The organism is Microbacterium sp. GbtcB4 (assembly GCF_019091465.1).
Taxonomy (GTDB): domain Bacteria; phylum Actinomycetota; class Actinomycetes; order Actinomycetales; family Microbacteriaceae; genus Microbacterium; species Microbacterium paraoxydans.
The window spans coordinates 141,257-162,850 of record NZ_JAGXJJ010000005.1 but is presented as its reverse complement, the minus strand read 5'-3'; the positions used below and the strand labels follow the sequence as shown (position 1 = coordinate 162,850).

General features: G+C 69.8%; 22 protein-coding genes. 4 read left to right on the top strand and 18 right to left on the bottom strand.

The features are described from left to right. Window positions 1–2 precede the first annotated feature (2 nt). Window positions 3–782: a 1-acyl-sn-glycerol-3-phosphate acyltransferase gene (locus tag KVS71_RS10100; RefSeq protein WP_217584462.1), complete on the top strand. Its 780-nt coding sequence runs from the start codon at window positions 3–5 to the stop codon at window positions 780–782. A gap of 9 nt (window positions 783–791) precedes the next feature. Here KVS71_RS10100 and KVS71_RS10095 read toward each other — a convergent pair whose 3' ends face one another. After that, window positions 792–1,289, bottom strand: coding sequence for an OsmC family protein (locus KVS71_RS10095; RefSeq protein ID WP_060922123.1), 498 nt, complete (start codon window positions 1,287–1,289; stop codon window positions 792–794). 81 nt (window positions 1,290–1,370) lie between these two features. Here KVS71_RS10095 and KVS71_RS10090 point away from each other — a divergent pair, with 81 nt between their 5' ends. Next, a complete protein-coding gene (locus KVS71_RS10090) occupies window positions 1,371–2,366 on the top strand; it encodes an asparaginase (protein ID WP_217584461.1) in 996 nt (331 codons plus the stop codon). A gap of 43 nt (window positions 2,367–2,409) precedes the next feature. Here the strand turns inward: KVS71_RS10090 and KVS71_RS10085 are convergent, their stop codons facing one another. The 16 genes from KVS71_RS10085 to prmC all read right to left on the bottom strand — a co-directional run bounded on the left by KVS71_RS10085 (window position 2,410) and on the right by prmC (window position 18,305). Beyond that, the gene (locus KVS71_RS10085; RefSeq protein WP_217584460.1) at window positions 2,410–5,184 is read right to left on the bottom strand and encodes an FtsK/SpoIIIE domain-containing protein; all 2,775 of its coding nucleotides are present in this window, start codon (window positions 5,182–5,184) and stop codon (window positions 2,410–2,412) included. A gap of 57 nt (window positions 5,185–5,241) precedes the next feature. Then, on the bottom strand, window positions 5,242–6,039 hold the full coding sequence (locus tag KVS71_RS10080) for a PP2C family serine/threonine-protein phosphatase (protein WP_060922105.1): 798 nt from the start codon (window positions 6,037–6,039) through the stop codon (window positions 5,242–5,244). A gap of 243 nt (window positions 6,040–6,282) precedes the next feature. Then, entirely contained in the window at window positions 6,283–7,092 is an 810-nt protein-coding gene (locus KVS71_RS10075) for a DUF4794 domain-containing protein (RefSeq protein WP_025103155.1), read from the bottom strand. 139 nt (window positions 7,093–7,231) lie between these two features. Then, window positions 7,232–7,978: a peroxide stress protein YaaA gene (locus KVS71_RS10070; protein ID WP_217584459.1), complete on the bottom strand. Its 747-nt coding sequence runs from the start codon at window positions 7,976–7,978 to the stop codon at window positions 7,232–7,234. A gap of 76 nt (window positions 7,979–8,054) precedes the next feature. Continuing rightward, window positions 8,055–8,315, bottom strand: coding sequence for a F0F1 ATP synthase subunit epsilon (locus KVS71_RS10065; protein WP_025103153.1), 261 nt, complete (start codon window positions 8,313–8,315; stop codon window positions 8,055–8,057). Between the two features lie 2 nt (window positions 8,316–8,317). After that, a complete protein-coding gene (gene atpD, locus KVS71_RS10060) occupies window positions 8,318–9,772 on the bottom strand; it encodes a F0F1 ATP synthase subunit beta (RefSeq protein ID WP_025103152.1) in 1,455 nt (484 codons plus the stop codon). Between the two features lie 26 nt (window positions 9,773–9,798). Beyond that, window positions 9,799–10,695, bottom strand: a complete 897-nt coding sequence (locus KVS71_RS10055) for a F0F1 ATP synthase subunit gamma (RefSeq protein ID WP_025103151.1) — start codon at window positions 10,693–10,695, stop codon at window positions 9,799–9,801. 19 nt (window positions 10,696–10,714) lie between these two features. Further along, on the bottom strand, window positions 10,715–12,355 hold the full coding sequence (gene atpA / locus KVS71_RS10050; RefSeq protein WP_062634989.1) for a F0F1 ATP synthase subunit alpha: 1,641 nt from the start codon (window positions 12,353–12,355) through the stop codon (window positions 10,715–10,717). A gap of 47 nt (window positions 12,356–12,402) precedes the next feature. Continuing rightward, complete coding sequence (locus KVS71_RS10045; RefSeq protein ID WP_060922505.1) at window positions 12,403–13,194, bottom strand: F0F1 ATP synthase subunit delta; 792 nt, start codon at window positions 13,192–13,194, stop codon at window positions 12,403–12,405. Beyond that, window positions 13,194–13,772: a F0F1 ATP synthase subunit B gene (locus tag KVS71_RS10040; protein ID WP_060922506.1), complete on the bottom strand. Its 579-nt coding sequence runs from the start codon at window positions 13,770–13,772 to the stop codon at window positions 13,194–13,196. The genes KVS71_RS10045 and KVS71_RS10040 overlap by 1 nt, the downstream gene beginning before the upstream one ends. A gap of 27 nt (window positions 13,773–13,799) precedes the next feature. Next, a complete protein-coding gene (gene atpE / locus KVS71_RS10035) occupies window positions 13,800–14,036 on the bottom strand; it encodes an ATP synthase F0 subunit C (protein ID WP_025103147.1) in 237 nt (78 codons plus the stop codon). A gap of 43 nt (window positions 14,037–14,079) precedes the next feature. Next, a complete protein-coding gene (gene atpB / locus KVS71_RS10030; protein ID WP_036292497.1) occupies window positions 14,080–14,868 on the bottom strand; it encodes a F0F1 ATP synthase subunit A in 789 nt (262 codons plus the stop codon). A 144-nt stretch (window positions 14,869–15,012) separates the two neighbouring features. Then, window positions 15,013–15,531 carry a hypothetical protein gene (locus tag KVS71_RS10025; protein ID WP_217584458.1) on the bottom strand — a complete coding sequence of 173 codons (519 nt, stop codon included), beginning with the start codon at window positions 15,529–15,531 and terminating at the stop codon, window positions 15,013–15,015. Next, the gene (locus KVS71_RS10020) at window positions 15,528–16,700 is read right to left on the bottom strand and encodes an MraY family glycosyltransferase (protein WP_071328370.1); all 1,173 of its coding nucleotides are present in this window, start codon (window positions 16,698–16,700) and stop codon (window positions 15,528–15,530) included. The genes KVS71_RS10025 and KVS71_RS10020 overlap by 4 nt, the downstream gene beginning before the upstream one ends. After that, complete coding sequence (locus tag KVS71_RS10015; protein WP_105949611.1) at window positions 16,697–17,392, bottom strand: L-threonylcarbamoyladenylate synthase; 696 nt, start codon at window positions 17,390–17,392, stop codon at window positions 16,697–16,699. The genes KVS71_RS10020 and KVS71_RS10015 overlap by 4 nt, the downstream gene beginning before the upstream one ends. A 52-nt stretch (window positions 17,393–17,444) precedes the next feature. Beyond that, a complete protein-coding gene (prmC, locus tag KVS71_RS10010; RefSeq protein ID WP_060922510.1) occupies window positions 17,445–18,305 on the bottom strand; it encodes a peptide chain release factor N(5)-glutamine methyltransferase in 861 nt (286 codons plus the stop codon). Between the two features lie 97 nt (window positions 18,306–18,402). Between prmC and cysK the strand changes: the two genes are divergently transcribed. Both cysK and epsC read left to right on the top strand, forming a co-directional pair. Further along, window positions 18,403–19,341, top strand: a complete 939-nt coding sequence (gene cysK / locus KVS71_RS10005) for a cysteine synthase A (protein WP_144880930.1) — start codon at window positions 18,403–18,405, stop codon at window positions 19,339–19,341. 8 nt (window positions 19,342–19,349) lie between these two features. Beyond that, window positions 19,350–19,919, top strand: coding sequence for a serine O-acetyltransferase EpsC (epsC, locus tag KVS71_RS10000; protein ID WP_060922512.1), 570 nt, complete (start codon window positions 19,350–19,352; stop codon window positions 19,917–19,919). Between the two features lie 28 nt (window positions 19,920–19,947). Here epsC and KVS71_RS09995 read toward each other — a convergent pair whose 3' ends face one another. Next, the gene (locus KVS71_RS09995; RefSeq protein WP_060922513.1) at window positions 19,948–21,495 is read right to left on the bottom strand and encodes a CitMHS family transporter; all 1,548 of its coding nucleotides are present in this window, start codon (window positions 21,493–21,495) and stop codon (window positions 19,948–19,950) included. Window positions 21,496–21,594: the final 99 nt, after the last annotated feature.

Sequence of the window (21,594 nt, the reverse complement as noted above, 5' to 3'; positions counted from 1 at the left end):
TGATGAGCTCTGAGCAGTCCGTGGACCCCGAAACCCCCTCAGAGGACTCCCCGAAGCCCCGGCACGCCGGCTTCACCTACACCCTGGGCCGCAGCCTCATCGCCCCGCTCGCCCGGCTCGTCTACCGGCCGCACATCGAAGGACGCGAGCACGTCCCGACCACCGGCCCGGTGATCTTCGCCAGCAACCACCTGTCGTTCATCGACTCCATCGCCATCCCCGTGGCGGCCCCGCGTCCCGTGCACTTCCTCGCCAAGTCGAGCTACTTCGAGGGCACGGGCCTGAAGGGCTGGGCGTCCAAGACGTTCTTCGAGGCGATCGGTGCGATCCCGGTCCGCCGCGGCGCCGGCCAGGCGGCTCTCGACGCTCTCGACCTGCAGCGTCAGCTCCTCGACGAGGGTCTCGCCGTCGCGCTGTACCCCGAGGGCACCCGCTCCACCGACGGCCGGCTGTACAAGGGCCGCACGGGCGTGGCGTTCCTCGCCCTGCAGACGGGCGCCCCTGTCGTCCCCGTGGGACTCATCGGCACAGACAAGGTGATGCCGGTCGGCGCCAAGATGCCCACGCTGTCCGAGCGGATCACCGTGCGCTTCGGGGAGCCCCTGGATCTGTCCTCGCACGGACCGGCCACGAGCGGCCGCGCGCGCCGACTCGCGACCGACGAGATCATGGCCGCGATCCATGCCCTCTCCGGTCAGGAGCTCGCGGGCACCTACAACGAGGCGCCGGCACAGAACACGATCGAGAAGATCAAGCAGGCGCTCCCGCACGAGCGCCGCTGAGCGACCCGTTCAGCCGGCGGCCGTCACCGTCGCCTCGTGCCGGACGGGGAAGTTGACCGAGTTGGCGATGAAGCACCACTCGTTCGCCTGGGCGTGCGCCCGCTCGGCCGCCTCGATCATCGACGGCTCGGCGACGACGACCTCGGGTCGCAGCAGCACCTCGACGAAGGACCCGCCGCCGGCGCCGTTCTCCCGCATCACGCCGCTCGCGGTGTCGCGATAGGACACGACCACCACGCCGGCCGTCACGCACGCGTGCAGATAGGACAGCAGGTGGCACTCCGAGAGCGAGGCCAGCAGGAGGTCCTCCGGATTCCAGCGCGACGGATCGCCGCGGAAGGGCTTGTCGGACGACGCGAGCAGCTCGGGCTTCCCCTCGACCTCGATCGTGACGTCACGGCGGTAGTCGCGGTAACCGCTCGTGCCGGACCCGGTGTTGCCGGTCCAGGTGGAGGTGAGGGCGTAGCGGTGCTCGCCGAGGGGCCGGGGAGTCGTCTGCTCTGGCATGCGCCCAGTCTGCCAGGCGGCGCCGACTCCCGGGCTCTGTGCTCGACGGAGGCGAGCCGCACCCGCCGGTAGAGTTGTCGGGTGCTGGAGACTCTCACCGTTCAGGATTCCGTCGAACTCGCCGTCGTGGAGCGGAGCGGCTTCATCGAGTCGCGTCATGCCGGGGCGGCTGTCGTGCTGTCGCCCGAGGGCGAGGTGGTCGCGCGGCATGGGAACGCGGAGGCGTTGATCCTCCCCCGCTCCAGCCTGAAGCCCCTGCAGGCGGTCGCCTGCCTCACGGCGGGCGCGGTGCTCGAGGGAGAGCAGCTGGCTCTGTCCACCGCCAGCCATTCCGGAACCGACCGGCACGCCGAGGTCGTGCGCGAGATGCTCACCGCCGGCGGCCTCAACGAGGACGACCTCGCGTGTCCTCCCGCGTGGCCGAGCGACTCCGCGACCCGCGACGAGATGGTGCGGGAACACGGCCAGGAGGCGCGCGTCCGGATGAACTGCTCCGGCAAGCACGCCGCCATGCTCCGCGCCTGCATCGCGACCGGCTGGCCGACCGACGGCTACCTCGACCCGGCGCACCCGCTCCAGGCTCACATCCGCGACGTCATCGAGCGGCTGACCGGAGAGAAGATGGCCCACACCGCGATCGACGGCTGCGGCGCCCCGGTGTACGCCCTCACCCTCACGGGCCTGGCCCGTGCCATCCATCGCATCGGAACCGCTTCCGAGCGCTCCCCCTTCGCACTGCACCGCGTGGCCGGCTCTCTGGTGAAGGCGGTACGTGAGAACCCCTGGACCATCGACGGCCCCGGGCGCCCCGACACGATCGCGATCGAACGCCTCGGCGTCTTCGCCAAGGGCGGCGCGGAGGGCGTCATGGTGATGGTGGCTCCGAACGGGACGACGGTCGCGCTCAAGATGCTGGACGGCGGCGCTCGCGCGTCGACCATCGTCGCCGCGACTCTGCTGGCGCGTGCCGGCGGCCTCAGCGAGGCCGACGTGACCGCGCTGGCCGAGGCCCTGCCGCTCGCGGTGCTCGGTGGCGGCTCCCGCGTCGGCGTCATCCGGCCGGGCGCGGGTATCTGACCGCACATCGACGGCACGGGACCCGCGTACCGCGGTCGGGTGGTCAGCGACGCCCCAGAGCATCGATGACCACCCGCCGGGGTGCGCGGTCGCCGATCACGGACCACGCGCGTCCGGCGTCGGGTCGGGCGTACGGCGGGCGAGCGCGGATGCCGACGAGCTGACGCAGCTCGCTGGGCCGCTCCGCCCGGATGAGCACCTCCCCATGCGACCGCACCCGCTGCCACAGCGCCCAGTGACGTTGCCAGCTCTCGGCATCGGCGACGAGCACGAGCGGCTTGCCGTTCCTACCCGTCTCGGGACCCGCGGCCTGCACGTCCCACTCCGGGTGCGCCGAGGCCAGCGTCTCGACGACCGACGCCGCGACCGGGGTGACCAGCGCCGTCACCTCCCCGGCCGGCGCCCAGGCCGGCACCCCCTCTCGAAGCGTGTGCACCGGCCGCACGGGCATGCGCTCGGTATCGACCCACGCGAACTGCATCTCCCGCTCCTCGAGCACTGCCCGCCCCGGCGGACGGTCGCGTCGGAAGGCCGCCAGCTCGCCACCGGCGGCGAGGTGCTCGACCCGGGTGGGCATCCGGAGCACCGCCCGTCGCGGAAGCGCATCGAACACGCGCGCCAGGGGGCCCACGGCCCGACTCGCCGCCAGCACCCAGGTGACGGCCACCTTCGACCGCACGAGGTGCTCCCAGCGCTGGACGAAGTCCTGACCGTCTTCGAGAGGCAGCGCCGCATGGAGAGCGTCGAGGTCGTCGGCGAGCACGACGTCGGACGGAGCGGCGTCCCCCTCCGTCCACGCGAGGAGCTGATCGACGGCGCTCTCGAGGTCATCAGGGAACCACGTGCATTGCGAATACTGCGCGGCGATCACGCGCAGCGCTGCCGTCCTGCCGGTCCCCGGAGCGCCGAGCACGGCGATGCCGCGCTCGCGCCCAGGACGCAGGACCTCCAGCGGCTGTGCCTGGTGGTCGGGGTCGTCGGCGCGTCCGAGCACGATCAGGGGCCCCTCCTCGGTTCTCCTGTCGCCCGTCCTCGACCCGGCTCGCAGCGTCCCGAGCGGCAGGCACGTGGGGAGGGCCGGGTGCCACGGCGGTGCGGACGGGGTCGTTCCGGACCATCGCTCCTCGATGCGACGGATGTGCTCGTCATCCGCGAGCGCTGTGCGCACGGGGTGGGGCTCCTCGTCCTGGGGGCGTCGGAGCAGCGCCCGACCGCGCCCGTCCGCGCCTCCGGGCAGATCCGCCGCTCCCCCGGTCCCGATCACCGCTCGGCTGTCGGCGGCCTCCGCGACGCGGAGGCTGATCCGCAGCGGGCAGTTCGTCGCAAGAGCGTCACGGATGACGCCGGCGGCACGCTGGGTGCCCAGGATCAGGTGCATGCCCAGCGCACGCCCCCGCGCCGCGACATCGGTGAAGACCGCCGCCAGCTCCGCGTGATCCTGCAGCAAGGCGGCGAACTCGTCGACGACGATGACCAGACGGGGCAGGTCGGTCTCGCGCACGTCCCGGGCGCCCATCGCGGCAAGGGCTGCCTCACGACGCCGCATCTCGGCGGCGAGGCTGGCGACCCCGCGTCGTGCCTCCGTCTCGTCGAGGTCGGTGATGACACCGACCACCTGCGGCAGACCGCGCAACCGGTCGAAAGCCGTTCCTCCTTTGAAGTCCGCGAGGAGGAAGCTCACCCGGTCAGGGCCGTGTCCCGCGCAGACCGCGACGACCCAGCTGACGAGGAGCTCGCTCTTGCCCGTGCCCGTCATCCCCGTCACGATGGCATGCGGACCGTCCTCGACGATGTCGGCTCCCACGGGCGCGCCATCCCTCCCGGTGCCCAGCGCGACGCGGAGGCCCGGCCCCGCCGGCGGCTGCGGAAGGTCTCGCAGGGCTGTCGCGGTGACGGCGGGTCCCTCCCCGTCCCCCGCGCCGCACAGCTCCGCCGCGGCCGATGCCTGGGCGGACGAGAGGAACTCCACGGCGAGGTCGGCCTCGCCGTCCGCCGTCCGCAGCGTGGCCGCGCCCGGTTCCTCGATGTCGATCACCGTCGTGATGCCCTCCGGGACCTCGGCGCCGGACGGAACGGTCCAGATCACGGCATCCGCACCTGCCCCCGCCCCGCCGGCCGAACCGGAGGCGAGAGCGAGACGGAATCCGCCGCGTCGGGCCCGCTGCGCATGCGGAAGCGCTCGGAGCGCCCGGTCGCACCCCTCGTCGCCGACGAGGGACAGCACGCTCGGCGAGAAGCGCAGGCAGAGCTGGATCACGAGAGCGCGAGCTGCGGCCTGCACGAGCGGCTCCCGGCCGCGGAGACACACCCCGCGGCCGAGGGCGACGACCCACGGCGCGTCCTCCAACACCGCACAGCGGCGGCGGAAGGACTGAGCACGGGCGTCGTCACCGCCTTCGCAACGCACCCCGCTCGGCCGAGATCCGCGTCCCACCACGAGCGAGGTGTCGTCGCCCGGTGGTCGGGCATCCCGCAACGGTCGGTCGCGGATGCAGGATGCCGCATCCGGATGACGGCGCTCCACCTGCGCCCGCTCCTGCGCGTGGCGACGATGCAACTCGGCCTCGATGTCGGCCCACGCGGTGCTCACCCTGAGCGCGTCGGCCTTCCGTTCCCGGCGGCGCCCCCGGGCCGTGTCGAGGAGAGAAGCGCCCAGCATCAGGGGACCGAGAGCCGCGAACCACAGCGCGTGTACCGCCCCCGTCGTCATCCAGAGCGCGAGGCCGGCCGCCACGGGGACGACCGCGGCGACGAGGGGAAGCGGGCGGCGGCGGAGCGGTGCCGATGCGGACGGCAGGAGGAGGGGCGAAGGGTCCATGCCCCCAGTGCATCCCGCCCCCGGTGCCGATGCGGCCTCTCCACAGGCTGCGCGGCGCTACTCCGCGGAGTCGTCGGATGGGGAGGAGGAGTCGTCGGGTTCGTCGACCTGCAGGACGATCACCGTGACGTTGTCGCGGCCCCCGTTGTCGAGTGCCGCGGCGAGCATCGCGTCGACGCTCTCGGCCGGGTCGGCGTGGGCCCGGAGGAAGTGCTGGATGCCATAGTCCGTGAGCTCTTTCGTGAGACCGTCGGAGCAGATGACGAACCGGTCTCCCGGGCGCACGTCGATGGTGATGTAGTCCGGCGCCGTGAGTTCGCTCGCGCCCACGGCACGGGTGATCACGTTGCTGTAGGGGTGTCCCTCGGCTTCTTCCGGGCTGAGCTTGCCGGCGGCGATGAGCTCCTGCACGACGGAGTGATCGGTCGTGACCTGCAGCAGCCGATCGTCGCGCAGGAGGTAGACGCGGGAATCGCCGATGTTCAGCGCCACCCAGTGCGGTTCGCCGTCGCGCTCTTCCAGGTACACACCGGTGAGCGTGGTACCCGTGCCCTCATCGGTGGTGTCGGGGTGCCCGGCGATGTCGTCCACGGCGAGAGCGAGCGCCTTCTCGATCGAAGACGGAGAGACCTCGTCGGCGTCCACCACCGCGCGCAGTCGGGTGACCGTGCTCTGACTGGCGATCTCGCCACCGGCGTGGCCACCCATGCCGTCCGCGACGATGAACAGCGGGTACTCGGCGAGCAGAGCGTCCTGATTCGTCTCCCGGCGTCGCCCCTGGTCGGTGACCCCGGCCCAGGACAGCAGCAACGGACGATGCGCAACCGTGACGGTGTGCGTCTTGGTCTCAGCCACGAACTGCCTCCGATGGACCTGCGGCGAATGGGGCGGGCGCAGGATACTCACACATCGTAGTGGAACTCGCTCTCCTGCTCCGCACCGGGGTCTCTGTGAACGGGGCGCGGGACGAAAGGAGGAGAGTGAACGGCCCTCCGGTGCGACGAGTCCATGCCTCCACGTTAGCGGCATGTCGGGGCGTGCCGGCACCACGGACGCGAAGAACCCCCGGTCCGGAGACCGGGGGCTCTTCCACCGTCGTCACGCAGGAGGCTGCGTGGGATCGTTCGGCGTGGTCGGCGGAGCCGGAGGCGCCGCAGGCGGAGCCGCCGGAGGCGCGGGAGGCGTGGTGGGCGGAGCCGCGGGCGGAGCCGGCGGAGTGGTGGGCGGCACCGGAGGGATCGGCGCTCCCGTCGCCGGAGCGGTCGGCGCGGCCGGCGGTGCGTAGCCCGGAGCGGCGGGCGGGGTGTACGGCTGCGTCGGAGGCGCGTACCCCTGCGGAGGGGTACCGTAGCCCTGCGGGGCACCGTACCCCTGGGGCGCGCCGTAGCCCTGCTGCGGCGCGGCCGCGGCGGGCTGGACGGGGATGCCGTCCCAGACCGTGCGGTCGCCGAGGAATCCGTTGCCCGCCCACGGTGCCGGCTGGATGTTCGGGTTCCAGCGCGACTTGTCGAAGGCGTTGATGCCGAGCCAGACGACGGCGAGGAAGACGTAGAGGACGACCCAGACGGCGTCCTTCTGGAGCTTGAGACCCACGCGCCACGCGGCGATGGCCGAGAGCACCCCGAGGGCGAGCGAGAACAGGAAGCCGATGCCGATCCAGCTCAACAGCGCGGCACCCGCGATCCCGTAGAGGACGAGCCACGGGCTCAGGTCGCCAAGCTTGAAGAAGATCATGGAGTTGTAGACCGGCACCCAGGCGCGCCAGTTCCCCTGGACTCCGGCCTTCTGGAAGATCTTCATGTAGAAGAGCGACACCAGGACGTATCCGGCGACCGCGATCAGCAGAATGACGAAGAAGTAGGCGAAGAGCAGGCCGAGATAGCCCGCTCCGTAGTCGTCGTAACCCATGAGGCTCACATTCTCTGGTCAGGGGAGACGGCTTTCGTCCCCCACCACGAGACTCCCCGCCTCGCATTGGACATGGTAGCGGTGCGCCCAGGGGGCAGCAACGACCGCCGGAGGCGATTCGCCGGGCTCGGGGCGGGCGTCAGTCGGCGACGACCAGCTCGACCTCGCCGGGCACCTTCCCGTCCCGGAGCACGACGTCATGCGCCTGGGCCCACCGCTGCAGGGCGCGAAGCGAACCCAGCCGCGGACGCTCCTCCGCCAGCGCCCGCACGAGCAGCCCCTTGCTCTTCTTGTTGAAGTGGTTCAGGGCTCTCCCCTGCTCCGTGACGACCCGCACGTACGCCGACGACACCGCGCTCGGAACCGGACCGAGCGCCGCGTAGGCCTCGCTGCGCAGATCGAGGACGAACGCCGGGGCGTCGGCCGCGATCGCCGCCGTCGTCGGATCGGCCCAGTGGCGGCGGAGCGGCGCCACTCCGGGCAGCGCCGTGCCGGCGGCGAGCCGATACGTCGGAATCCCGTCCAAGGCGGCGACGGGGCCGAACGGGGCGCTGTGGATCCACACATGGGCATCCAGCCAGCGCCGAGACGCGGTGGACAGCGACGCCGCGTCGAGGGCGTCGAACAGCACCCCGGTGTAGCGGTCCACCGCGGGCATCGTGGAGGAGGTCCGCAGGGCCCGGTTGTGCGCGACGTCTCCCCGCTGCCGCTCGCTGAGCTTGAGCACCCGCCGGGCGGCGTCCTCGTCGTCCGCGAGAGCGACGAGGGCGTCGATCACGGCATCCCGTTGGGGGGCGAGGCCGGGAAGAGCCAGCGCCGACACGTCCAGCGGCCCGCCGTCACCGCCCTCGCGCTTGGTCTCGGACGGCGGAAGCAGGATCTTCATAGCACCTCGGGGAAAAGAGACGCGTCCGCCTCGACACCCGGGCAGGGTGTCGAGGCGGACGCGATGTACAGGAGTGTCAGGAGATGAGTGCCGCGTTGCCGGCCACGATCGTCAGGACGTCGCCCTCCATGGAGAGGAATCCGTCCTGCGCGTTCGCCAGCACCTTGGCGCCATCCGTCTGGGTGATCCGGACCTGGCCCTCGGCGAGGATGGCCAGCACCGGCTCGTGACCGGACATGAAGCCGATCTCGCCCTCGACGGTCTTGGCGACCACGAGGCTCGCCTCTCCCGTCCAGACCTCCGCGTCGGCGGAGACGAGGCTGACGTGCAGCGCCATGGTCAGGCGTTCTCCTTCTGGATCTGCGCCCAGCGCTCCTCCACGTCGGAGATGCCACCGACGTTGAAGAAGGCCTGCTCGGCGACGTGGTCGAAGTCACCGCGGGTGATCGCATCGAACGACTCGATGGTCTCCTTCAGCGGCACGGTCGAGCCCTCGACGCCCGTGAACTTCTTCGCCATGTAGGTGTTCTGCGAGAGGAACTGCTGGATGCGACGTGCACGCGACACGACGATCTTGTCTTCCTCGGAGAGCTCGTCGACACCGAGGATGGCGATGATCTCCTGCAGCTCCTTGTTCTTCTGGAGGATCTGCTTGACCGTGGTGGCCACGCGGTAGTGGTCCTCGCCCAAGTAGCGGGGGTCCATGATGCGCGACGTCGAGGTCAGCGGGTCGATGGCCGGGTACAGACCCTTCGACGCGATCTCACGCGAGAGCTCGGTCGTCGCGTCGAGGTGCGCGAAGGTCGTGGCCGGAGCCGGGTCGGTGTAGTCGTCGGCCGGCACGTAGATCGCCTGCAGCGAGGTGATCGAGTGACCGCGCGTCGAGGTGATGCGCTCCTGGAGGAGGCCCATCTCGTCGGCGAGGTTCGGCTGGTACCCCACGGCGGAGGGCATGCGGCCCAGCAGCGTGGAGACCTCGGAACCGGCCTGCGTGAAGCGGAAGATGTTGTCGATGAAGAGCAGCACGTCCTGCTTCTGCACGTCACGGAAGTACTCCGCCATCGTCAGAGCCGACAGGGCGACGCGCAGACGCGTCCCCGGCGGCTCGTCCATCTGGCCGAAGACGAGGGCGGTCTTGTCGAAGACGCCCGCCTCCTCCATCTCGTGGATGAGGTCGTTGCCCTCACGGGTGCGCTCACCGACACCGGCGAACACCGACACACCACCGTGGTCCTGCGCGACGCGCTGGATCATCTCCTGGATGAGGACGGTCTTGCCGACGCCGGCACCACCGAAGAGACCGATCTTTCCACCCTGCACGTACGGGGTGAGGAGGTCGATCGACTTGATGCCCGTCTCGAACATCGTGGTCTTCGACTCGAGCTGGTCGAAGTTCGGGGCCTTGCGGTGGATGGGCCAGCGCTCCGTGACCTCGATGGTCTCACCGGGCTCGCCGTTGAGGACCTCGCCGATCACGTTGAAGACCTTGCCCTTGGTGATGTCACCGACGGGGACCGAGATGGCCTCACCGGTGTCACGCACCTCCTGACCGCGGACGATGCCGTCGGTCGGCTTCAGGGCGATGGCGCGGACCAGGTCGTCGCCGAGGTGCTGCGCGACCTCGAGCGTGATCTCGGTGGACTCCTCGCCGATCGTGATCGTCGTCTTCAGCGCGTTGTAGATGTCGGGGATCGAGTCGTGCGGGAACTCGATGTCGACAACCGGACCGTTGACGCGGGCGACGCGCCCGACGACCGCGGTCGCCGGCTGCTCAGCCGTGGCGGTGGTGGTCATTTCTTCGTCTCTTTCCTGAGGGTCTGTCAGCTCGATGCGAGAGCGTCGGCGCCACCGACGATCTCGGCGATCTGCTGGGTGATCTCGGCCTGACGCGCGTTGTTGCGCAGGCGGGTGTAGTCGGTGATGAGCTTGTCGGCGTTGTCGCTGGCCGACTTCATCGCCTTCTGCGTCGCGGCCTGCTTGGCGGCGGACGACTGCAGGAGGGCGTTGAAGACGCGGCTCTGGATGTACACCGGCAGGATCGCGTCGAGCACCGTCTCGGCGTCGGGCTCGAACTCGTACAGCGGGTAGACGGTGCTGCCCGCCTCCGAGTCGTCGGCCTCCGCGATCTCCAGCGGCAGCAGGCGCACGGACTCCGGCGACTGCGTCATCATGCTGACGAAGCGGTTGTACACGAGGTGGATCTCGTCGACGCCGCCGTCCTCTCCCCCACGGTTGAAGGCCTCGAGAAGCGTCTGCGAGATCTCCTCCGCCGTGTGGAACGAGGGGGTGTCGGTGTCGCCGGTCCACTCTGCAGCGGCCTCGATACGACGGAACTGGAAGTACCCGACGGCCTTGCGGCCCACGAGGTAGAACACCGGCTCCTTGCCCTGCTCGCGCAGGAGCTCCGCGACCTCGAGACCCTCACGGAGGATCTGCGAGTTGAAGGCTCCGGCGAGGCCGCGGTCCGACGAGAAGATCACGACCGCGGAGCGGCGGATCGTCTCGGGCTCGCGGGTGAGCGGGTGGTCGACGTTCGAGTGCGTCGCGACGGCGGACACGGCCCTCGTCACGGCCCGCGCGAAGGGGGTGGACGCCTTGACGCGTGCCATCGCCTTCTGGATGCGCGAAGCCGCGATGAGTTCCATCGCCTTCGTGATCTTCTTGGTCGTCTGAGCAGAAGAGATCTTCTGCTTGTAGACCCTGAGTTGAGCGCCCATGAATCAGTACCTCACGCGATTACGCGCGACGACCCTTGACGATCTTCTCCTGGTTGACGTCCTCGGCCTCGGCCGCAGCGTGCTCCTCGTGACCAGGGGCACCGATGGCGTGGCCCTTGCCGCCCTGGAACTCCAGGAGGAAGTTGTCGGTCTGCTTGTCGAGCTCGGCGACGGTGGCGTCGTCCAGCACGTTCGTCTCCCGAAGCGTGTCGAGCACCTTGGTGTTGCGACGCAGGTAGTCGAGCAGCTCGCGCTCGAAGCGGAGCACGTCCTCGACCTCGATCGAGTCGAGCTTGCCGTTGGTGCCGGCCCAGATCGAGACGACCTGCTCCTCCACCGGGTACGGCGAGTACTGCGGCTGCTTGAGCAGCTCGGTCAGACGGGCACCGCGCGAGAGCTGACGGCGCGACGCGGCGTCGAGGTCCGAGGCGAACATCGCGAACGCCTCGAGCGAGCGGTACTGCGCCAGCTCCAGCTTCAACGTTCCGGAGACCTTCTTGATCGACTTCACCTGGGCGTCACCACCGACACGCGACACCGAGATACCCACGTCGACCGCGGGACGCTGGTTGGCGTTGAAGAGGTCGGACTGGAGGAAGATCTGGCCGTCGGTGATCGAGATCACGTTGGTCGGGATGTACGCCGAGACGTCGTTCGCCTTGGTCTCGATGATCGGGAGACCCGTCATCGAGCCGGCACCGAGCTCGTCGGACAGCTTCGCGCACCGCTCGAGCAGACGCGAGTGCAGGTAGAAGACGTCACCAGGGTAGGCCTCGCGGCCCGGCGGGCGGCGGAGCAGCAGGGAGACGGCACGGTAGGCCTCGGCCTGCTTCGACAGGTCGTCGAAGATGATCAGGACGTGCTTGCCGCCGTACATCCAGTGCTGGCCGATGGCCGAACCGGTGTACGGAGCGAGGTACTTGAAGCCGGCGGGGTCGGACGCCGGAGCCGCCACGATGGTGGTGTACTCCAGAGCGCCGGCCTCCTCGAGCGCGCCCTTCACCGAAGCGATGGTCGAGCCCTTCTGACCGATGGCGACGTAGATGCAGCGGACCTGCTTGTTGACGTCGCCGGACTCCCAGTTGGCCTTCTGGTTGATGATCGTGTCGATCGCGATGGCCGTCTTGCCGGTCTGGCGGTCGCCGATGATGAGCTGGCGCTGGCCGCGGCCGACCGGGATCATCGCGTCGATGGCCTTGATGCCGGTCTGCATGGGCTCGTGGACCGACTTGCGCTGCATGACGCCCGGGGCCTGGAGCTCCAGCTCGCGGACACCCTCGGTCGCGATCGCGCCGAGGCCGTCGATCGGGTTGCCGAGCGGGTCGACGACGCGGCCGAGGTAGCCGTCACCGACCGGGACGGAGAGGACCTCACCCGTGCGGGTGACTTCCTGACCGGCCTCGATGCCGGTGAAGTCGCCGAGGACGACGACGCCGATCTCGTGCTCGTCGAGGTTCAGCGCGAGACCCTTGGTGCCGTCGGCGAAGGTCACGAGCTCGTTCGCCATGACGCCGGGAAGTCCCTCGACGTGAGCGATGCCGTCGGCGGCGTCGATGACGGTGCCGACCTCGGTCGCCGCGGCCCCGGTGGGCTCGTACGCGGCGGCGAAATCCTTCAGCGCGTCACGGATGACGTCGGGGCTGATCGATAGTTCTGCCATTGTCTTCCCTTTGTATCTGGGTGCGCGGTTCCCCGCGCGAAGTCGTGTTAGCCCGCGAGCTTCTGGCGAAGGTCGGCGAGTCGTGCGGAGATGCTGCCGTCGATGACGTCATCGGCGATCTGCACGCGCAGGCCTCCGACGACGGTGGGGTCGATGACGACGTTGAGGGACACCTGGCCGCCGTATCGCTGCGAGAGCGTCTGGCCGAGTCGCGTGCGCTGGGCGTCGCTGAGCTCGGTCGCGGTGTGCACCGTGGCCACGAGGCGGCCGCGCTGGCTCGAGACGATGCGCATCGCCCGGCTCAGCAGCTGCCGCACCCGGCGCTCGCGCGGCTGACGCACGAGGGACGTGACGATGAGGGCCGTCGGAGCGCTGGCGGAGGCGTCGGCGAGGAGACGCTCGACCAGGGTGGCCTTCGCGTCCTCTCCCCCGAGCCGGCTGCCGAGAGCGAGTTCGAGCTCCGGGTTCGCCGCGATCACGCGCGAGAAGCCGAAGAGCTCTCCCTCGATGTCCGCGCCGGGCTCGGCGCTGGTCGCCGCCCGGATCGCGAGCTCTTCGAGGCCGTCGATCAGCTCGGACGCGTTCGACCAGCGCTCGGCGACCGCGGTGCGCAGGATGCCCTGCGTCGCGGAGCCGTACTGCCCGAACACGGCGGACACGACGTTCTGCCGCGCCGTGGCCGGAGCCGAGGGGTCAGCCAGCGCGCCGCTCAGCTGAGACGATTCGCCCACGGCCCGCGCGGCCGCGAACAGCTCGCGCGCGGTCTCGAGGGTGATGTCCTTCGCTGCGGCAAGCGTCTGAGTGGATGCCGCGAGTGCCTGAGCGGTCGCGCTGCCCATTACGACTGCCCGCCCGGTACCTGAGCCTGTCGAAGGTCGGATGCTTCGAGATCGGCGAGGAAGCGGTCGACCACGGCGGCCGCGCGAGCGTCGTCGGAGAGCGTCTCGCCGACCACGCCGCCGGCGAGGTCGAGAGCGAGCGAGCCGACCTCGCTGCGCAGGGAGACGAGAGCCGTCTGGCGCTCGGCCTCGATCTGCGTGTGCGCGGTGGCGGTCAGACGCGCGGCCTCGCTGGCTGCGGTCTCCTTCGCCTCGGCGATGATCTTCTTGCCGTCCTCACGGGCGGCCTCACGGATCTCACCGGCCTCGGTGCGTGCCTCGGCGAGCTGCCGGGTGTACTCCTCGAGAGCCGCTTCCGCCTGCTTCTGCGCCTCATCGGCCTTGGCAATGTTGCCCTCGATGGCGGCGGACCGCTCGTCGAGCATCTTCGTCAGACGGGGAAGGGCGACCTTCCACACGACGGCGAGGATGATGAGGAACCAGAAGCCCGACCAGATGATGTCGTACCACGCGGGGATCAGCGGGTTGTTCGCCGCCTCACCCTCAGCCGCGAGGTTCGTGACAAGAGCGTTCAGCATCCTGTCTCCTTCAGAAGTCGGTGGGGATTACGGGAAGGGGATGAATCCGACGGCGATGCCGACGAACGCAAGCGCCTCGGTGAAGGCGATACCGATCCACATGAGGACCTGCAGGCGACCGGCCAGCTCGGGCTGACGGGCGACGCCCTCGATGGTCTTGCCGACCACGATGCCCACACCGATGGCCGGGCCGATGGCCGCGAGGCCGTAGCCGACCGCCGCGAGGTGGCCGTTGATTTCAGCGAGAACCGTAGTTGCGTCCACGGGTTTTTCCTTTCGTTGGGTGGGTGGGCTGTTGCCCGCCCGCTCAGTGCTCTTCTGCGACCGCGAGCTGGATGTAGACCGCGGTGAGGACGGTGAAGACGTAGGCCTGCAGGACGGCGACCAGGATCTCGAAGAGAGTGAAGGCGCCGCCGAAGGCGAGGGTTCCGATACCGAGGGCAGCCCAGCCGCCACCCGCGGTGAAGAAGAAGAACTGGGTCGCCGCGAAGCAGAGGACCAGGATCATGTGGCCGACGACGAGGTTCATCAGCAGTCGCAGGGTGAGGGTCACCGGGCGGATGATGAACGTCGAGATGAGCTCGATCGGCGTGACGATGAAGTAGACCGGCCACGGCACGCCCGACGGGAAGAGCGCGTTCTTGAAGAAGTTCTTCGGGCTCTTCTTGATACCGGCGTAGATGAACGTGACGTAGCTGACCACGGCGAGCGTGAGCGGCACCGCGATGATCGCCGTTCCCGGCATGTTCAGGAACGGGATGATGCCCGTGATGTTCATGAACAGCACCATGAAGAAGATCGTGGTGAGGATCGGCAGGAAGCGGTCGCCGTCCTTGCGGCCCAGCAGGTCGTGGGCGATGCCGCCGCGGACGAAGCCGAGGCCCATCTCGACGAGGCTCTGGAACCGGCCGGGCACGACCTTCATGCGGCGGGTGCCGAGCCAGAGGATCAGGACGACGGCGATCACCGAGAGCAACTGGATCAGGTGGATCCGGTTGACCGGGATGGGTCCGACGTGGAAGAGGATCTCCGGGAAGAACTCATCGATCGAAGGGCCGTGGAACTCGCCATCAGAGGACGCGAGTCGGGGGGTCAGGGTCGCAGCAAGATTAAACAGCGCGGGCTCCAGCTTCGGGGCACCGGTCAGAACCGGGGCGACGATGGTCGGTGTGCTACACAGCGCAAGCGCTCGCGGGCGAGCGGCGGGCACTCCTCAACACTATCAGAATCCAAGGGTGCCCTAAGACCGCGGGGCGGCGTCCGCCGGGCCGTCCGGAGCATCGTTCACCGCTCCCGGGGCGCGGTCCTCCGGTACTTCGGTGGGCAGCGTGGTGTCGCTGACGTTCGGCAGCCGCATCTGGGTGAGGACGACGACATCGATGATGAGGGACATCAGCACCCCGGCGACGATCGACAGGAAGAACACCATCGGCTCGATCCACGGCTGTCCGGCGAGCAGGATCATCACGACGACGAAGACCCCGAGCTTCAGCAGCCAGCCGCCGAGGACGATCGCGAAGAAGAGCTGCACGTAGAGCGGGTCGCCATACCACCGGTTGGCGATCAGGATGCTCAGCCCGGTGATGCCGAGGAACAGCGCGGCCAGGAGCACGCCGAGAAGGCCGCTCGCGAGCCCCTCCCCCTGCGCGACCGCGAAGCCGATTCCGCCGGCGACGAGAGCCAGCACGACGGTTGCCACCGCCGACCAGACGAGCGTGCGACGCAGGATCGGGGTGCTGGAAACGGGGCTGGGACTCATCGGGGCTCCAGGGGGATCGGGTCGGGCGCAGCGCCCGCGGCGGTCTTGCGTCGGCGGGTGGGGCTCAGGGTGATGACGAGGCACGCGGCGATGCCGACGACCCCGAAGGCGACCCCGGGGAGGTACTGGCCGGGCCAGTCCTCACGGGCGCCGACGTACATCAGGAGGACGGCGAGGGAGATGACGGCCGTCCAGGCGTAGAAGATGAGGACCGCATCGCGGTCGCGGTGCCCGAGGTCGAGCATCCGGTGGTGCAGGTGCTTCCGGTCCGGGGAGAACGGCGAGCGGCCTGCGCTCATCCGACGCAGCACGGCGAGCCCGAAGTCGAGCAGCGGCAGGAGCACGACGAGCAGCGGAAGCAGGATGGGCAGGAAGGCGCCGATGAGCTGCGAGCGCCCGAGGCGCTCCGGATCCAGGGCGGACGGATCCATCTGCCCGGTGATCGCGATGGCCGAGGTCGCCATGAGCAGACCGATCACGAGCGCACCCGAGTCGCCCATGAAGAGCTTCGCCGGACTCCAGTTCAACGGCAGGAATCCGAGGCACGCGCCGATGAGGACCGCAGCGAGGAAGGTGGAGAGGTTGAAGTAGCTCGACGCGCCGGAGTCGCGCGTGAAGATGTACGAATAGGCGAAGAAGACCCCGTTGGAGATCAGGCAGACGCCGGCGACGAGGCCGTCCAGCCCGTCGATGAAGTTCACGGCGTTCATGACGATCACGATCGCGAACATCGTGATCGTGATGCTCAGCCAGCTCGACACCACGATGAGGTCGCCGAACGGCAGGGAGAGGATCTGCAGACCGCCGCCGACCGTGATGATGCCTGCGGCGAGGAACTGCGCGCCGAGCTTGATCATCCAGTCGATGTCCCAGAGATCGTCCATCACCCCGATCACGGCGATGAGGAGCGCGGCGGCGAGGATGGACCACATGGTCTGCGGGGGCGTCCAGATGCTCTGGAAGAAGGGGTTGGCTGCCGAGACCGCGAAGGCGGCCACGATGCCGAGGAAGATCGCGACGCCGCCGAGGCGGGGCGTCGGCGTGGTGTGCACGTCGCGCTCGCGGATGCCGGGATACAGCTTGAAGCGCAGGCTCAACCGCCACACCGCCCACGTCAGCACGAAGGTGATCGCGGCGGTGACGATGATCGTGAAGAGGTACTGCTTCACGAATCCCCGTCCTGCGGCTCCGGCTCGAGCAGGTCGCCCAGGACCTCGCGCAGCTGCTCCCTGGTCACGACGCCGTCCCGCAGGATCCGGACGACGCCCTCCTCGGTATCGGGGCCGCGGCGCACGAGAGAGGTCGCGTCGACGATCGTGGAGGCGACGCCGTTCCTGCTCATGCCGTCGTCCAGGTACACCGCGACGCTGTCGCCCAGCATCTTCTCCGCGTCGAGCGCGGAGATCGCCGCCGCCTTGCCGGTGAGGTTGGCGCTGGACACCGCGAGCGGTCCGGTCTCGGCCAACAGCTCGAGCACCACCCGGCCCTCGGGCATGCGGACGGCGACCGTGCCCTGGGTCTCCCCCAGATCCCACACCAGCGAGGGCTGCGCCGGCAGCACGATCGTGAGTCCCCCGGGCCAGAACGCGTCGACGAGACGCTGGACGGGCTCCGGAACAGCCTCCGCGAGGGCCGTCAGCGTCTCCTTCGTGCCGACGAGCACGGGCGGCGGCTGATTGCGGCCGCGACCCTTGGCATCCAGGAGACGCTGCACCGCGGGCGGCGAGAAGGCGTCGGCGGCGACGCCGTAGACGGTGTCGGTGGGGATGACGATGAGGTCGCCGCGGCCGATCGCCTGACGCGCATTGCGCATTCCGGCGAGCAGCTGCGCCTCGTCGCTGCAGTCGAAGATGGGGGACATGACGGTTCGATTCTACGCGGGGCGGGTTCGGGACGAGCTCGACGACTGCTGATCAGGGACGCACGGCGGTGGTGGCGCGATCGCGCAGCGTCAGATCGCGATGGGTGGCCGCGGCCCGCCAGCCGTCCGCCGCGAGCAGCTCCCGGATCGGAGCGCCCTGCAGTTCTCCGTGCTCGATCACGAGGGTTCCGCCGGATCTCAGCAGGCGCAGAGCCCTGGTGCTGAGCACCCGGACGACATCGAGCCCGTCCTCTCCGCCGTAGAGCGCGAGGGCGGGGTCGAACAGCCGGACCTCGGGGTCACGGGGGATCGCCTGTGCCGGCACGTAGGGCGGGTTCGAGATGACGACTGCTGCCGTACCGTCCAGTTCCGGGAACGCCTCCGCGAGGTCCGACAGCACGAGCGTGAGGTTCTCGACGCCCTCGACGTTGCGGCGGGCCCAGGCGTGCGCCTCCGGAGAGAGTTCTGCGGCGTAGACCCGCGCATGCGGCACCTCGGTCGCCATCGCGAGCGCGATCGCACCGCTCCCGGTGCCGAGATCGACGCCGATCGGGGAAGGATCGCCCGATCCCAGCAGAGCGTCGATCGCATACTGCACCACCGTCTCCGTCTCGGGACGCGGGACGAAGACGCCGGGACCGACCGCGAGCTCCAGGTGCCGGAACGGTGCCGTTCCCGTGAGATGCTGCAGCGGCTCCCTGCGCGCGCGGCGGGCGACGAGGGCGTCCAGCGCCGCCGCGTCGTCATCGTCGAGCCGGTCACCGCGGATCACCGCCGCCTGCACCTCTCCCCGGCGCTGTCCCCGGACGTGCCCGGCGAGCAGCTCCGCGTCGACGAGGGGGTCGGGCACGCCGGCGTCGGCGAGACGCTGCGCGGCGGCGCGCACGGCGGCGGCGAGGGAGAGGTCGGGCATGGCTCCAGCGTAGAGTGCGCAGCCGTCACAATGCCCCGTGCCCCATCGCGCTCGCCTAGGCTGGAGCGGCAGCGCACCCGCACAGGAAGGCTCCCCCATGTCCGGCATCCACCCCGACATCACCACCGCTTTCGGGAACACCCCGCTCGTCCGCCTCAACCGCGTGACCGAGGGCCTCGGCGCCACCGTGCTCGCGAAGCTCGAGTACTACAACCCGGCGTCGAGCGTGAAGGACCGCATCGGCATCGCCATGATCAACGCGGCCGAGGCCGCCGGCGAGCTCTCCCCCGGCGGCACCATCGTGGAGTCGACGAGCGGCAACACCGGTATCGCCCTCGCCATGGTCGGCGCCGCCCGCGGCTACCGCGTCATCCTCACCATGCCCGCCTCGATGTCGAAGGAGCGCCGTGTGCTGCTCAAGGCCTTCGGCGCGGAGATCGTCCTCACCGACCCCACCAAGGGCATGAAGGGGGCCATCGAGGAGGTCAAGCGGATCGTCGACGAGACCCCCGGCGCCGTCTGGATCCGCCAGTTCGAGAACGCGGCGAACCCGCAGATCCACCGCGAGACCACGGCGCAGGAGATCCTCCGGGACACCGACGGCGCAGTCGACATCTTCATCGCCGGCGTCGGCACGGGCGGCACCGTCACGGGCACCGGGCAGGCGCTGAAGGCGGCGAAGCCCGAGGTCCAGGTCATCGCCGTGGAGCCCAAGGACTCCCCCGTCCTGACCGAGGGGCACCCCGGACCGCACAAGATCCAGGGCATCGGCCCGAACTTCGTGCCCGATGTGCTCGACCGTGACGTGCTCGACGAGATCATCACGGCGGAGTTCGAGGACTCCCTGCGCGTGGCCCGAGAGCTCGCCGCGAAGGAGGGACTGCTGGTCGGCATGTCCTCCGGCGCCGCCGTCTCGGCCGCGCTGACCGTCGCCGCGCGCCCGGAGAACGCCGGCAAGACCATCGTCGTGATCATCCCGGACACCGGCGAGCGGTACCTCTCCACCGCCCTGTTCGAGGATCTTCGCGAGGACTGAGGTCGTCGATGGGCATGATCGGGCGAATGCGCGAGGACATCGCCGCCGCGCGCCTCCGCGATCCGGCCGCGCGCAGCGCGATCGAGGTGGCTCTGCTCTACCCCGGCCTGCATGCTGTCTGGGCGCACCGCGTCTCCCACGCGCTGTGGCGGCGACGCTTCCGACTCCTCGCCCGTGCCGGGTCACAGGTGTCCCGCTGGCTGACCGGCGTCGAGATCCACCCGGGAGCCCGGATCGGCCGGCGCTTCTTCATCGACCACGGCATGGGCGTCGTGATCGGCGAGACCGCGGAGATCGGCGATGACGTGCTCATGTACCACGGTGTGACCCTCGGCGGTCGGACACGGGACGTCGGCAAGCGGCACCCCACCCTGCAGGACGGCGTCGCCGTGGGCGCGGGGGCGAAGATCCTCGGCCCCGTCACGGTCGGCGCCCGCTCGGTGGTGGGTGCCAACGCCGTGGTCACGAAGGACGCACCCGCCGACAGCGTGCTCGTGGGCGTGCCGGCGAAGCCGCGCCAGCGGAGCGCCGGTGAGGACACCAGAGCCCTGCTGACCGCCCCGGACTACTCCATCTGACGCGCCGCCCGGCGACCGGCGTTCTTCGTCACTGCGCGACGAAGAACGGGACGGCGCCGACCAGGATGCCGATCCCCAGCATCACGAGTGACACGATGACCGCGCGCCACAGCACCTTGCGGTGGTGGTCTCCGAGGTTCACCCCGGCGAGGGAGACGAGCAGCAGGATCGCGGGCACGAGCGGGCTCTGCAGGTGCACCGGCTGTCCGGTGATCGAGGCCCTGGCCATCTCGACGGGGTCGATGCCGAAGTTCGCGGCACTCTGGGCGAGCACCGGGAGGATCCCGAAGTAGAAGGCGTCGTTCGACATGAAGAACGTGAACGGGATCGACAGCACGCCCGTGATCGGAGCGAGGAAGGGGCCGAGCGCGGGCGGAAGCACGTTCGTGATCCAGGTCGCCATGGCGTCGACCATGCCGGTGCCGGAGAGGACTCCCACGAGGACTCCGGCCGCGATGACCATCGACACGACGCCGACGATGCTCGGGGCGTGCGCGACGATCTCGGCCGCCTGCTCCTTGATGCCGCGGAAGTTGACGACGAGGGCGATGCCCGCGCCGACCATGAACACGTAGGGCAACGGCAGGATGTCGATCACCAGGAGCACCATGACCGCGACGGTCAGGAGGAGGTTGAACCAGATCAGCCGCGGACGCAGGGTCGGCCGGGCCGGGTCCAGCATGGTGTCGGCCATCGCCGTGTCCGCGGGGTCGACGCTCCCGGCGGCGACCGGAGCGTGTCCGCCGGCGACGACGACGAGATTGCCGGTGCGCAGCGAGGCGCGCGCGCCCGGCTTGAGCTCGGCGCCGCGGAAGATCCGGGGCACCGAGGAGAGGACGCCGCCGTCGGCTCCGGTGAGCCGGCCGTCCGCGTCGATCCGTCCCAGGCGCCGCCGCTCCCCCAGGCCGAGGAGCCAGGCGAAGCCGAGCGTCACGACGATGCCTGCGCCCAGAGCGGGGAGCATCGGCACGAAGATCTCCGTCGGCTGCACACCGAGCGCGGTCGCGGCGCGCACGGTCGGGCCGCCCCACGGGACGATGTTGAGCGTGCCGTTCATGAGTCCGGCGACGCAGGTGAGGACGACGGGGCTCATGCCGAGGCGCAGGTAGATGGGCAGCATCGCGGAGGTCGTGATGATGAACGTCGTCGAGCCGTCGCCGTCGAGGGACACCGCGCCCGCGAGGATCGCCGTCCCGAGCACCACCTTTGCGGGGTCGTCACCGAGCACCCGCGTGATCAGCCGGATGAGAGGGTCGAAGAGTCCGACGTCGATCATGATGCCGAAGAACATGATCGCGAACATCAGCAGCGCCGCCGTGGGCGCCATGGTGCCGATCGAGTCGAGGATCATGTCGCCGAGCCCGAGCCCCGCTCCCGCGAAGAGCCCGAAGGCGGTCGGCACCAGGATCAGGGCCACCATCGGGGTGAGGCGCTTGGTCATGATCAGCGTCATGAACACGAGGACCATCGTGAAGCCGAGGATGACGAGCACGCCCTCCGGCGGCACGAAAGCCACGTCGTAGGTCGGTGCCTCCTCCTCGGCGGCAGCGATCAGCGCGGTCGATGCGTGGAACATGCGTGACTCCTTCGTCGTCGCTCCGTCATCGCTGACGGATCCTGACGAGGCTAGGGAATCCGGGGACGCGGAGCGCGGTATGCCGCATAACCGCGCCTT